Annotated in this window: 9 protein-coding genes and 5 pseudogenes; 8 read left to right on the top strand and 6 right to left on the bottom strand. The window is 55.9% G+C overall.

Translation table 11 applies throughout. The features are described 5' to 3' along the window. Positions 1-48 precede the first annotated feature (48 nt). Positions 49-477: pseudogene (locus tag AC13DJ_RS10910) on the bottom strand (Tn3 family transposase); the annotation flags it as partial. Positions 478-910: 433 nt separating this feature from the next. Here AC13DJ_RS10910 and phnC point away from each other — a divergent pair. From phnC to AC13DJ_RS10935, 5 genes are read left to right on the top strand one after another with little or no spacing between them, the layout of a single operon-like run. Then, positions 911-1,756 (top strand): phosphonate ABC transporter ATP-binding protein, encoded by an 846-nt coding sequence (phnC, locus tag AC13DJ_RS10915; protein WP_011784779.1) that lies wholly within the window; start codon positions 911-913, stop codon positions 1,754-1,756. Next, the gene (gene phnD, locus AC13DJ_RS10920; protein ID WP_062363459.1) at positions 1,753-2,616 is read left to right on the top strand and encodes a phosphate/phosphite/phosphonate ABC transporter substrate-binding protein; all 864 of its coding nucleotides are present in this window, start codon (positions 1,753-1,755) and stop codon (positions 2,614-2,616) included. Before phnC ends, phnD begins: the two co-directional genes overlap by 4 nt. Positions 2,617-2,626: 10 nt before the next feature. Further along, entirely contained in the window at positions 2,627-3,457 is an 831-nt protein-coding gene (gene phnE, locus AC13DJ_RS10925) for a phosphonate ABC transporter, permease protein PhnE (protein ID WP_011784781.1), read from the top strand. Positions 3,458-3,466: 9 nt separating this feature from the next. After that, positions 3,467-4,477, top strand: coding sequence for a phosphonate dehydrogenase (locus tag AC13DJ_RS10930; protein ID WP_062363463.1), 1,011 nt, complete (start codon positions 3,467-3,469; stop codon positions 4,475-4,477). Then, positions 4,471-5,331 (top strand): LysR family transcriptional regulator, encoded by an 861-nt coding sequence (locus AC13DJ_RS10935; RefSeq protein WP_011783503.1) that lies wholly within the window; start codon positions 4,471-4,473, stop codon positions 5,329-5,331. The genes AC13DJ_RS10930 and AC13DJ_RS10935 overlap by 7 nt, the downstream gene beginning before the upstream one ends. A 393-nt stretch (positions 5,332-5,724) precedes the next feature. Here AC13DJ_RS10935 and AC13DJ_RS10940 read toward each other — a convergent pair. Both AC13DJ_RS10940 and AC13DJ_RS10945 read right to left on the bottom strand, forming a co-directional pair. Next, positions 5,725-6,408: pseudogene (locus tag AC13DJ_RS10940) on the bottom strand (ISL3 family transposase); the annotation flags it as partial. A 7-nt stretch (positions 6,409-6,415) separates the two neighbouring features. Then, positions 6,416-6,579: pseudogene (locus tag AC13DJ_RS10945) on the bottom strand (mercuric transporter MerT family protein); the annotation flags it as partial. A gap of 73 nt (positions 6,580-6,652) precedes the next feature. Here AC13DJ_RS10945 and merR point away from each other — a divergent pair. Then, positions 6,653-7,117, top strand: coding sequence for an Hg(II)-responsive transcriptional regulator (gene merR, locus AC13DJ_RS10950; protein ID WP_063091985.1), 465 nt, complete (start codon positions 6,653-6,655; stop codon positions 7,115-7,117). Here the strand turns inward: merR and AC13DJ_RS10955 are convergent. Beyond that, positions 7,101-7,400, bottom strand: a pseudogene (locus tag AC13DJ_RS10955) (MFS transporter); the annotation flags it as partial. The gene merR and the pseudogene AC13DJ_RS10955 overlap by 17 nt on opposite strands. Before the next feature lie 232 nt (positions 7,401-7,632). Here AC13DJ_RS10955 and AC13DJ_RS10960 point away from each other — a divergent pair. After that, a pseudogene (locus tag AC13DJ_RS10960) lies at positions 7,633-10,604 on the top strand (Tn3 family transposase). A 44-nt stretch (positions 10,605-10,648) separates the two neighbouring features. Then, positions 10,649-11,731, top strand: coding sequence for a TolC family protein (locus tag AC13DJ_RS10965; protein ID WP_482933658.1), 1,083 nt, complete (start codon positions 10,649-10,651; stop codon positions 11,729-11,731). On the opposite strand, the gene AC13DJ_RS10970 is transcribed toward AC13DJ_RS10965, so the two are convergent. Together AC13DJ_RS10970 and AC13DJ_RS10975 are read right to left on the bottom strand one after the other, a co-directional pair. Next, the gene (locus tag AC13DJ_RS10970) at positions 11,721-12,392 is read right to left on the bottom strand and encodes a transglutaminase-like cysteine peptidase (protein WP_482933657.1); all 672 of its coding nucleotides are present in this window, start codon (positions 12,390-12,392) and stop codon (positions 11,721-11,723) included. The genes AC13DJ_RS10965 and AC13DJ_RS10970 overlap by 11 nt on opposite strands. A gap of 8 nt (positions 12,393-12,400) precedes the next feature. Next, on the bottom strand, positions 12,401-13,054 hold the full coding sequence (locus AC13DJ_RS10975; RefSeq protein WP_482933656.1) for a type II secretion system protein N: 654 nt from the start codon (positions 13,052-13,054) through the stop codon (positions 12,401-12,403). Positions 13,055-13,235 lie beyond the last annotated feature (181 nt).

Raw genomic sequence — 13,235 nt, forward strand, 5'->3', positions numbered from 1 at the left:
GGGGCCTTGCCTTATCCCGCGCAGCAGGATAGTTGTTTGACATCCTTTATAGTCGCCGGTCAGGTTGATGTGCTCCCAGCCCAAGGGAGAAAGATGCCGCAGAAGCGTCTCGTCGATATCCCGGCCGTCTTCGCGCAGTGCTTGAACCGCCCGCTCCATATAAACCGTATTCCAAAGGATAATAGCGCTGACGACGAGATTGAGTCCGCTTGCACGGTAGCGTTGATTCTCGTAACTGCGATCGCGGAGTTCACCGAGCCGGTTCAGGAAGACGGCACGAGCCAGCGCGTTCTTAGCCTCGCCCTTATTCAAACCAACCTGCACGCGGCGACGCAGTTCGACGTTTTGCATCCAGTCGAGTGCGAATAATGTTCGCTCAATGCGGCCCAGCTCGCGCAATGCGATCGCGAGGCCATTCTGACGCGGATAGCTCCCGAGCTTGCGCAGCATCAGTGATGCGGTGACAGTGCCCTGCTTACTTTATTTCGAATTAGTAAGTGCAAGGCTGTCCTTGCCCACCCTTAAGGCCACACCTTGAATTGCTGCCCGTTTCCAGATCCACCCCACCATAGTCAGCACCTGGAAGCGCGACCTATTGGAGAGCGCGTCCGACCTCCTCGAAGGCAAGAGTATAGTCGGTAAGCAATTCGATGAACTCAGCACGGACGAACTGTACCGTGAGATTCGCCGACTGACGGTGGAACGCAATTTTTGTTGCTTAAGCTCCTGGGTGGCTCGTTCCACTTTGGCTGAGCTCCATGTATTTCACAGAGCCCTTCGGAAAATCCTTGCGAACCAAAAGCACTTCATCAACCTGTCACGTCAGTGACACGACAGTGTCATCTCTCAGCTTTACCGTTCAATTGTAACTCGCAATACGGCGAGCTTATTTATTGCAAAAGGTGATCCTGTGGCGCCAACTCAATCAACCAATGTGATGCTTCGAGTCGAGAGTATGGGCGTAACCTACCCGGGAAACGTCCTCGCGCTCAAACCCACCAACGTTCACTTTCACAAGGGCGAATTCACCGTGCTACTGGGACTTTCAGGCGCGGGTAAATCCACTCTGCTTCGTTCACTGAATCACCTGGTTAAGCCCACAACCGGGAAGGTTGTGTCTGGCGAGTTTGGTGAACTGACCAACCGTAGAATCCTGCGACAGCACCGCAGCCGCACCGCCATGGTGTTCCAGCATCACCAGCTGATCGAACGATACACCGCGTTACAGAATGTGCTGACAGGCAGACTTGCGTATCACGGTACTTGGCGAAGCCTGCTTCCCCTGCCCCGGCAGGACCTGGAGTTGGCTCTGCAATGCCTCGACCGCGTAGGTCTGGCTGACAAAGCGCTTTCCCGAGTAGATCAGTTGTCCGGCGGCCAGCAGCAGCGGGTTGGAATCGCCAGAGCATTGGTGCAGCAACCATCCATGATTCTTGCCGATGAGCCCGTTGCCAGCCTGGATCCGGCCACTTCTGAAAAGGTACTCGGCCTACTGCGCGATATTTGTCAGGAAGATGGAATCACCGCGGTTATTTCCTTGCACCAATTGGAATACGCCCAGCGTTTTGCAGACCGGATCATCGGCCTTTCGAACGCTCATATCGTTTTTGACGATGCTCCTGAAAACCTGAAATCGAAACACCTGGACGAGATTTACCACCGTTCACCCAGCGTGGTAGCTGCGGAAGGCAAACCAGCCATCCATAAACCTAAGACCACCCCGATAACGACAGACGTACTGGAGATAGCACAATGAAGACAATGATTCACTCTTTGCTGGCTCTGATAATGATGCTCGGCATCCATTGGTCAGCCCATGCCGCAGATACAGACCCTGATCTTTTGAAAGTTGCCTTGCTGCCGGATGAGAACGCGTCAGAACTGATCAAGCGAAACCAACCTTTGAAGGATTACCTGGAAACCACTCTTGGTAAGGAAGTAGAACTGATTGTTACCACCGATTACTCCTCCATGATCGAAGCCATGCGTTTTGGCCGAATTGACCTGGCTTACTTTGGTCCGTTGTCCTATGTGATGGCCAAGAGTAAGAGTGACATTGAACCCTTTGCCGCCATGGTGGTAGACGGGAAGCCGACTTATCGCTCCATCATTATTGCCAATGCGGACTCTGGCGTTGGCTCCTTCGCGGATATCAAAGGCAAGAAAATGGCCTACGGTGACCGCGCATCCACTTCCAGCCACCTGATCCCCAAGGCCGTACTCCTTGAGAAGGCAGGGCTCGAAGCCGGAAAGGACTATGAGGCTCATTTCGTCGGTAGCCATGACGCTGTTGCGGTTAACGTCGCCAATGGCAATGCCGACGCCGGAGGGTTGTCCGAAGTTATCTTCGAGCATGTGATGGACCGCGGTTTGATTGATCGGAGCAAGGTCAAAGTGCTGGGCTACAGCGGTGACTTTCCTCAATACCCCTGGGCCATGCGTTCGAACCTGGCCCCTGAGCTGAAGAGCAACATTCAGAAAGCCTTTCTGCAGATCGATGACCCGGAGATTCTCGACAACCTGAAGGCTGAGGGATTCGCGGCAATTACCGACGAAGATTACGATGTCATCCGCGCTATGGGTGGCCTGCTCAATCTTGATTTCGCAAAAATGTGAGGAGTGCCCCATGAACTATACAACGACGGAACCGGCGACTCTGTCGCCGGCCCCGTCGGCCTCCGTGCTGGATGAGCACGCGAAAGGCTGGCGGAAAAAACTCGGACAGTCGCTGTTAGTGCTGCTCATCATTTTTGTCGCAAGTTGGTACGTAGGGCTGCTCAATTTCAATACACTTGCCAATGGCGTGCCAGCCATAGGCACACTCATTGGCGAATCTCTTCCACCTGACTTCACCAATGTGGCCAGCTGGGTGTCGCCGTTAATCGACACGCTTGCGATGAGCATTGCCGGTACTGCCATTGCAGTAACCTTGTCTGTGCCACTGGCATTCCTGGCTGCGCGCAACACCTCTCCACATCCGGTGGTGTTCCAAGTAACTCGAACCCTTTTAAACGGTTTGCGTTCAGTCCCGGAACTGATCATGGGCATCATCTTCGTGGCTGCTGTTGGTTTTGGGGCGTTGCCTGGCGTACTGGCGCTCGGTCTTCACTCCATTGGCATGGTTGGAAAGTTTTTTGCCGAAGCGATTGAGCATGTAGATGAGGCGCCAGTGGAAGCGGCCGATGCTGCCGGCGCTACTCGCTTGCAGGTGCTCTATCACGCCGTGCTGCCACAAGCACTTCCTCAATTCGCGGACGTGTCCATTTATCGCTGGGAATACAATTTCCGTGCCTCGACCGTAATGGGCATGGTGGGTGCCGGTGGTATTGGCTTCGAATTGATGGGCTCGCTGAGAATCATGCAGTATCAGGAAGTCAGCGCCATTCTCATTGTCATCTTGTTGATGGTCACCGTCGTGGACAGTCTCAGTGGCCGCCTTCGTAAGAAATTCAAATAAGGAACGTCGATGAAACCCAAGGTTGTGATAACCCATAAGATCCATGACAGTGTTCTGGATGAACTTGCCCAAGATTGCGAGCTGGTCACCAACCAATCCGGCGCCACGTTGCCCCAGGAGGAAGTGGCTGCGCGCGTTGCAGACGCTGATGCGATGATGGCGTTCATGCCAGACCGAGTTGGAGTGGAGTTCCTACAGGGGTGTCCGCGCTTGAAGGTGATTGGTGCAGCCCTGAAAGGCTATGACAACTTTGATGTGGATGCCTGCACGCGTCATGGGGTTTGGCTGACATTTGTACCGGATTTGCTAACCGTGCCTACTGCAGAGCTAACGGTCGGGCTGACGATCAGTCTCACCCGACAAGTCAAGGCGGCGGACCACTTCGTTCGATCCGGTGAATTTACTGGCTGGACACCACGCTTCTATGGGCAGGGGATCGAAGGCTCACGGATTGGTATTGTGGGTATGGGGGCCATCGGCCAAGCGGTGGCGCAGCGCCTGAACGGATGGGGAGCGGATTTAATCTATTCCCAGCCGGAACGTTTACCCGTGCAGCATGAGCAGGCACTGGGTTTGTCCCATACTCCCCTCAAGATGCTGCTGGCCCAGTCAGATATTGTGATCCTGGCACTGGCGCTCAATGAGCAAACCCTCCACACCATTAATCGCGAAACGCTAACAGGAATGAAACCGGGCGCATTCCTTATCAATCCCTGCCGTGGATCTGTGGTGGATGAGGGTAGTGTTCTGCAAGCGCTTCAATCCGGTCAGTTGGGGGGGTACGCCGCTGATGTGTTTGAGATGGAAGATTGGGCGAGAGAAGATCGTCCGAGGGAGATCGCCCAGGGGCTCAGGGCCCACCCCAACACGCTGTTTACTGCTCACATCGGATCGGCAGTCAGCCAGGTGCGTCTGGCTATCGAGCAACGCGCTGCTCGGAACATTCTGCAAGTGCTTCGGGGTGAGCGGCCGGATGATGCGATCAATGATCCCAGTGGCCGCGAGAGCGGCCCATGCTGAATCTTGTCTGGCTGAAGAGTTTCGTGGCGGTGCTGGACCACAACGGGTTTCAGGCCGCAGCCCGCCAGTTGGACATCGCACAACCCACACTGTCCCAGCACCTTCAAAAACTCGAAAACCAACTTGGCGTTTTATTGGTCCACAGGGGGCGCTCTGGCTGTGAGCCAACCCGGGCTGCCTTAACCTTGTTGCCTTTTGCCCGAAGTCTGCTCCGGCTGGAGGAGCAGGCGAGATCTTCCATTATGGAGGCTCGACTTCGCGTTGGGGCGAGCTCCAATATTGGGATTTATATGCTCCAGCCCTACATCCGTCGTTACAAGGAGCTGGGCGTAGGGCCCGAGGTGGATGTGGTAATAGATTCCAATCCGACTATTGCACGGCATTTATCGGACGGTGAGCTGGACGTGGCGATTATGGAGTGGTGGCATGATCTACCCGGATTCCATGCTCAGGCGTGGCGTAACGAGCCCGTTGTTCTAATCGTTCCGCCTGGTCACCCGTTAGCCCGTCGAACCGATATCGACCGCGATACGCTGTCTAACATGGCTCTGATCGGCGGCGAACCCGGCACCGGCACTGGCCGGCTTTTGGCGACCTACTTCGGTGAGCATGGGCCATTTCCGACGGTATCTATGCAGCTGGGTAGCACCGAAGCCGTCAAGCAAGCGGTTAAGGTCGGACTTGGCGCATCGTTGGTGCTTGAAAGTTCTGTACGGGAGGAGGTCCAAAATGGAAGTCTGGTGGCTATTCCCGTGAGTGAGCCTGGCCTTAGCAAGGAGCTGATGGTGATTTATCCGAGCAGCCTGGACAAACACAGGCCAGTATACTCGTTTGTTGGGCATCTCTGTGAATAGCTATTGGGTCCACCTCACGCATATCTAGCTGGGAATGCAGATACTGAGCCTCACGCTCACTTCGACAACGCAGTATTCCGTCATCTGCATATCGGCAGAATGGGATATCCGGATGACGAACGGTCAGCCAACGATCCAATGCATAATGCAGAAACAGGTTTGCCAGAACTGGCGATAACTGATATTCATTCGCGTACCCGCTATTGGAATTAACGGCGGATTTCTCGCTCTGTTCGCCCAATGAGTGTAGTTGCAGAATTGAATTTTTAAAGCACAACTCATGCTGAAATGAAAATTATTTAGCAAGGGCCAGTCGTCGACTAATTACTGCGCAACTTTATGAATTGTGGAAAAAATGGTGTCGATATCATTGATGCCAAAGGCTTAGCGTACAATTTTTTCCGTTTCGTGAACTGACCCCTGCTTGGTGGTGTAGAGCATCCGGGCCCGCATCACCTCGAATGAGTAGCCCCGGCCATCGCGGTTCTTGTCCTTGGCCAGCCGGTTGATCGACTCCGTGAAGGCATTGGTGACTGGGATGTCGTCAATCCAGGCAGCCAGCGCCTGCTCAGCATCTCGCCGGCTGGCACAGTCCCAGATGTGGTAGAACCGCTCCTTGTGCTCGTAGGCTGCCAGGAGCTGGGGGAAGGCCCCCATTCAGGTTTCCATGATGAGACGTTCGCGGTCGGAGACGTCGTGAGCCCGCTTCAGCAAGGTCTTCCGGTCACCCTTGAGGGTTCGGCGTTGGTTGGCCTTCAGCTCCTTCCTGAGCCCCTTGCGGACCTTCTCCAGGGCTTCGTTGGCCATACGCACAACATGGAACTTATCGACCACGATGCGGGCCTGTGGCAGCGCCGCCTGGACGGCACGGCGATATGGCTTCCACATGTCCATGCTGACGATCTCGATCTTGTCGCGCTCGGTCATGCTCATGAGCCGCTTCGTCACTGCCTCCTGCTGACGACCGGGCAGCAGGTCTAACAAGGTACGCTCCTCCAGGTTGGTCAGGATGCAGAGGTAGCGGCGGTTCAGGTACAGCTCGTCGATACCTAGGTAGCGGGGTGTCTCGAAGCGGTGCGCACTTGCGGTACCTCGCAGACTTCGCCAGGTTGCCGATCCAGGCACCGGAACCCCCCAGGGCGATCAGGGCCAAGGTGCCCAGACAGCAGGCCGACGCGAGCAGGCTGCAACCCCGCCTGCGATTAACGACTCGCGACCGGATTGTGACTCGGAATTCAACTCTGATATTGCAATTACACCTTCTACGGCCTTGTTCGATAGGTTAAGCTTGAGGCCGTAGTCAACTACGGAGTCAAGGCAAATGCCGGATGAAATGAACTCATTGACCATCGGGGGGCTGGCTAAGGCGGCGAACGTCTCAGTTGAGACCATCCGCTACTACCAGCGACGTGGGTTAATACCTGAGCCCCAGCGTCCTCTCGGGGGTATTCGACGCTACGGTCCCAGCGATATCGGCAGGTTGAGCTTTGTGAAAACATCGCAGCAGTTAGGCTTCAGTCTCGATGAGGTCAGCGACCTGCTCCGACTCGAAGACGGCACCCACTGCCAGGAAGCCAGCACTCTCGCGGAGCGCAAGTTGCACGACGTACGTGGGAAGATCGAAAAGCTACAGCAAATTGAGGTTTTACTGAGCGCCATGGTTGATCGGTGCTGCGCCCAAGAGGGCAATATCTCGTGCCCCTTAATTGCGTCATTACATGAAGGGGTTGGGCGAAAATTTTGTACCTACCCTAGCCAGAGTGGGCCCCCTGCCAAACCTCAGTGACAAAGGGCAACCCCGCAGGCCCTCAGAATGTCCAGTGTGACCAGCAGAGTACGGCGGGGAAGTTTTTGGGCAACAGCCCCAAACAGAGGTGCTATTAGGGCGTAGGCAATCATCTTCAGGGCCAGCGCAATGCCGAGCACCTGGCCCGCACTGCCGCCCGTCAGTCATGGGCCAGCGGCGCCAGCGCCACCGTCGTTAGCCCGGTCCCTGCCAGAGCGATTAGCTGGGCACTAGAAAGGCGTTGGTAGGTGTGAATGATCAGTGGGGGGGGAAAGATGCTCAATGGCCATAGCTCGAATCAGTCTGCGGTGTGGTGTAACGATTCAATAAATCGGGGAACCGGCGATCGATGACCGAATAATCCCGTAACGTAAAGCGAGCGTGGCGTTCACAAAATAACGGGCGGTTCCTTTGGTCTTGACGAATTGCTGCCTACTATAAGCAATGCCCCCCTCAAGAGCGAAAGTACTGTGGGCTAATGCCTTTCACTGGAACCCCATAGCGAAGAACTGCGTATGAGTAGCCTCCATGAAACCGCCTATCCGCGATTGAAGGCGGTGGTCTCGGATCAAGAACTGGCAGAAATTTATACACCCTCTACCCAGGAACGATCCTTTGCCCGAAAGCACGGTCGAACTCCGGCTGCTCGTGGCGCCCTACTCATTCTCCTGAAAACAGTGCAGCGTCTGGGCTACTTTGTCCATCTCAAAGCCGTTCCCCAATCCATTACAACGCACATTCTGGCGTGCGACGACCTTTCACATCTCGCATTGAGCCAGCTCAGGGTCTACGACCGCAATGGCGGCGCCCGTCAGCGGATGCTGGAGACGGTTCGTCAACAGGTGGGCATCAAGGCGTTCACCGTTGAAGGCAAGGCAATTGTACGGGAACTAGCGCGTGAAGCGGCCACCACCAAGCAGGACCTGGCGGACATCATCAATGTGGTGATTGAAGAGCTGGTGCGCCAGCGTTTTGAGTTACCGGGTTTTTCAACGTTGCAACGGACCGCGCGTCAGGCTCGCAGCACGGTCAATACCGGTTACTTTCGGACGCTCAATGTGGGTTTGACAGCGCATCAAAAAAACGAATTTGACCAGTTGCTGCAAGTGCCGGATGATTCCCCTCATACCAGTTGGCATAAGTTGAAACAGGAACCCAAAAAGCCGACCAATACGGAAGTGAAGAAGTATCTTCAGCACCTGGAATGGCTTCAGGGTTGGTGTCAACAATTGCCCGCTGTTGATCACATTCCCGCCGCCAAATATCACCACTTCATACTGGAAGCACGAGCGCTGGGCGCGGCCAACATCAAGGCCATGCAAAGCACCAAACGCTACGCTTTGATGGTTCTGCTGGTCCATGCCCAATTGCGTCGCGCGATGGACGATGCGGTCGACATCTTTGTTCGCAAGATGCGCAACATCAAAACCAAGGCAGAAGCCAACCTGAACCAGTATCACCTGGATCACATGAAACGCATGGACAGGCTGGTGGCTCAACTGCGTGACGTACTGACCGCCGTCCAGGAAGCGCCAACGGACTCCGAGCGAGGTGCCCGAGTGGCGGCTGCCATCCAGAGCGATCCTGATGAATTACTGGCAGAGTGTGAGGAACACATGGCCTATGCTGGCAATAACTTCATCCCGTTCATGCTGCAACCCTACCGCCCGTTACGCCCCCTGTTATTCAATTGCCTTGAACTACTGGATCTGGCGGCAACCAGCCACGATCAATCTTTGATTGAGGCGATTGCGACTCTGAAAAAGCACCGGCACAGCCGTAAGGAATGCCTTGTCCTCAGTAGTCAACCCGTCGACGTGTCCTGGCTACCGGAGCGTTGGCGCCGTTTGGTATTGGGGACCGGGCCAAGCCAGCTGCCCCCCGGGATGGTCTACCGGAAGTATTTCGAGCTGGGCGTACTGACACAGGTGAAGCGTGAACTGATTTCCGGCGATCTCGCGGTCGCGAATAGCGACCAGTACAGTGACTACCGCGATCAGCTGGTGGATTGGAGTGTCTATGATGCCCAGATAGCGGACTACAGTGCGATGATTGATATCGAATCCGACCCAGCCGCTTTTGTGGTACAAGCCCACTCCCGGTTGAGCGAAACGGCCGACCGCATTGACCGTGGCTTCCCGGAGAATGAATACGCCGTCTTCCATGGTGAAGATCTGGTGATCCGGAAGCACCGCCGTAGAGCGCCTCCGGATGGGTTAGCTGAGATTGATAAGCAGTTATCCCAAAATATGCCCGAAAAGAACATTCTCGACATCCTGGTGGAAGCCGAAAAATGGCTGGGCCTCCACAAACGCTTTGGGCCACTTTCCGGATTTGAGGGCAAGCTGGACGACCCCCGTACCCGCTTTGTTTCGACCTTATTTTGCTATGGCTGCAATCTCGGGCCAACTCAGACCGCGCGATCCATCACGACGCTTAATCGCCGGCAGGTGTCCTGGCTCAACCTGCGGCACGTCACCGAAGAGCGCCTGGAGCAGGCGATTGTACAGGTTATCAATGCCTACAACCGCTACCGGCTGCCGCGACACTGGGGAACTGGCCAGCGGGCCGCCGCCGATGGCACAAAATGGAACCTGTACGAACAGAATCTGCTATCGGAATACCACATACGGTACGGTGGCTATGGCGGGGTGGGCTACTACCACGTCTCGGACAAATACATCGCGCTGTTCAGCCACTTCATTCCTTGCGGCGTTTATGAGGCCATTTACATCCTTGATGGACTGATCAAAAACGACTCCGATATCCAGCCTGACACCTTGCATGGCGATACTCAGGCGCAAAGTGCGCCCGTCTTCGGGTTGGCTTACCTGCTGGGTATCAACCTGATGCCCCGCATCCGGAATCTGAAGCAGCTGGTGTTCTACAAGTCTGACAAACGCCAACGGTATGAGCACATCAATGCTTTGTTCAGCGAGACTATCAACTGGAAACTGATTGAAACCCATGTGCCGGACATGCTCCGGGTGGCGCTATCGATTAAGGCTGGAAAAATCGCACCGTCTACGGTACTGCGACGTTTAGGTACCGCAAGCCTCAAGAACAAACTCTACTTTGCTTTCCGGGAACTGGGGAGGGTCGTTCGGACAACCTTTCTTCTGGACTACATTGGCAGCGTGGAGTTGCGGCGAACCATTCATGCGGAGACGAACAAAACGGAAGAGTTCAACCAGTTCGTGAAATGGCTGTTCTTCGGCGGCGAGGGGTGATCGCCGAGAATATCCGTCACGAGCAACGGAAGGTGATCAAATATAACCACTTGGTGGCCAACCTGGTCATTCTTCACAATGTGGAGTCGATGACGTTAACCCTTAAAGATCTCAAAGAGCGCGGTCATCATATTGATCACGATATTCTCAAAGGGCTGGCCCCATACCGCACGGACCATATCAACCGATTTGGCGATTATACGCTTGATTTTGATCGGCAGGTTTCACCCATGAGCTACAACGCCAAAATAATTTAAATACAATAGGTTAAGGCAAATTTTGGAGGATTGCGTCAGAATCGTTGCCGACCCTCAGTCAGGTGTCGGGGCAGGACAGGGTAACCGGGGGCTCAACCAGCCTGGGTGTGTCTGTAGATTATGAGGTGGATCTTTGGGGCCGCTTGTCGGCCGCAGAATCCGCGGCCCTGGCCGATTTTGAGGCTACCCGTTACGACTACGATGCTGCCAGGATAACCCTCGCCGCGTCTGTGGCCAGCACCTGGTTCGAATGGCAGGAGTTACAGCAGCGGGTTGAGGTAGCCCGGAAGAACCTGGAACTGGGCGAGCGGACGCTGAAACTGGTTGAGGCACGCTACCGAAACGGTGTGGCGGACCGTTCCGAGCTGTCACGGCAGCAAACGGCCGTGCTGAACCTCAAAAATGCCGTGCCTCCGCTGGAATACCTGGCCCGGCAGCGCCTGGCGGCACTCCGCTTGTTGACCGGTGACTATCCATTCACCGAGGCTGAGCCCCGGGCCGCACTTCTGAATGTGTCTGTGCCGGCGATCGACCCTCAAACCCCCGCCAGCATCGTTACCCGCCGGCCGGACCTGGCTGCCGGGGAAGCGCGTTTAGCCGCCGCCAGTGCCAACATCGAGCAGGCCAGGGCCGCACTGCTACCCTCACTATCCCTGAGTGGTGCAGTGCGTGCGTCTACCGACAGCTTTTTCAGCCTGTCGGACCCGCTGCGAACGGCAAGCGCCGTGCTGGGGTTAAGCCAGACCCTGTTTGATGGCGGACAGCGCCGCAATACCGTGGAGATTTCCGAATCCCGCCGGGTTGCCTTGCTGGAAACCTACCGGGCCAGTTTATTGACGGCTTTCCAGGAAGTGGGCGATGCCCTGGATCGGGAGGCACTGTACAAAGTGCAGGAAACACGGCTGCAAAGCATTCTGGAGCAGGCGGAAGAAACGTTGCGGTTAACGGAAATCCGCTACCGGGAAGGGGCGGATGACTTACTCACCCTGCTCGAGAGCCAGCGCAGCGTATTCGATGCCCGCCAGCAACTGAGCCAGGTTCGGCTGAACCGGCTGATTGCCGCAGTGGATCTTTACAAGGCGCTGGGTGGCGGTTGGGAGCCTGAGGCATCCGGCCCTAAGGCCTGAGCTGCTGTTCGAGCCTTTCGTTCAGTTTGCGCCAGTGTTCAAGCTTTTCCGCATCACCGACCCGTTTGCGCACCCCAGACTGCTGGTTCAGCCATAAGCCTTCACCGTTAAAACTGTAAACCGGTTCCAGGTCAGTGCGTTGTGACGCAGGTTTAATGTGATTTATCAGGTTGTCGAGAACCAGCGGCTCGGCATCCGGCGTCTTGTACCAGGCCAGCACCATGTGGGCCTGGTTAAGTTCCAGCGCTTTAACATAGACAATGCGCAGCTGTTCGTCGGGCACCCCCATGGCACGCAGGGTCAGGTACTTGGCGATGGAGAAATCCTCGCAGTCGCCGCCGTTAGTGGTCAGCAGTTCCACCGGGGTCGCCCAGTAGTCTTCCTCGCCCCAGTGGCTTTGGTCACTGACAAACTCCGCCCGGTTGAAAAAGGAGTTGACCAGGTGCAGCTTGCGATCGATGGGGGCGTTGATAGCCAGGCCATGCAGCCGTTGCCAGTTTTGTAACCGTTGCTGCGCTTCCAGGCCGAATTCCTGAAGCACGTAGTCCATCAGGCGATCGCTCAGATTAATGGCGCTTGCGAGGGAAATGCCCAGAATCACCGGCAACAGCAACGGGATCAGAAGTGAGCGGCGAACACGGTGAACGATTACCGCTGCCATGGCCGGCCTCAGTTGTTGTTCTGCAGGCGTTGTCGTAATTGCTCCAGCCGCTGGCGGATTTCCTCACGGCGCTGCTGGTCACTGGCGGAGCTGCTGTTATTGGCGGCGGGGCGGGGAGCGGCCTGGCGAACCGGCTGGGTCTCCATGGCGGGCTCCGGTTGGTTGGAACTGGCAACTTCAAAGCGGGTGCGGTCTTCGTTTTCCGGGAAGTAGAGGTTCTCCAGCTTGCCGGCCCGTTCGATAACAACCCGGTTGGCGAATACGGTACGGAGCCTGGCGTTGCCGGGTAACTCGTCACCCACCAGGTAGGCTTCGGTGTCGTTTTTGTCGTCTTCAATCAGGGCGCTGCCCGGGAAATCGCCATCTGCGGCCAGCACACCGCGCAGAGACAGCCGCAGGTTGGTTTCCGGCAGGTTTTCAGTATCGGTTACCGCCGGGCCATCGCCACTGGTGCGGGTGCCAAACAGCGAAAGGCTTGCCAGGTCAACGGCTGGCACTTCCGGACCACTGCTTTCGGGGCCATTTGCAGCCGTTGCTACCGGCGCACCCTGGCGGGTTTCAGACTGCCAGAACCGGTAGCCTTGCCAGCCGGTGAGGCCGACCATGGCCAGTGCGGCTGCCAGCGCAAGTAACAGTGGAATCCTTCGGTCAAGTGCAAACATCGGCGTTCCTGATTGCGATAAAAGTCGAAAATCCTAAAAAGCTCACAGGTTATCAGACTGCAATGAATTAGTGGCAGTATAGTGTACAGAGTTGTTCAGTGGTTCCCATTCCTGTGGTACCTTTTCGGGCATTGCTGCCAGCGCCAGGAACCTGGCCTATAACAACAATCGTGACCTGACG

This window comes from Marinobacter sp. L-46 (assembly GCF_056859535.1).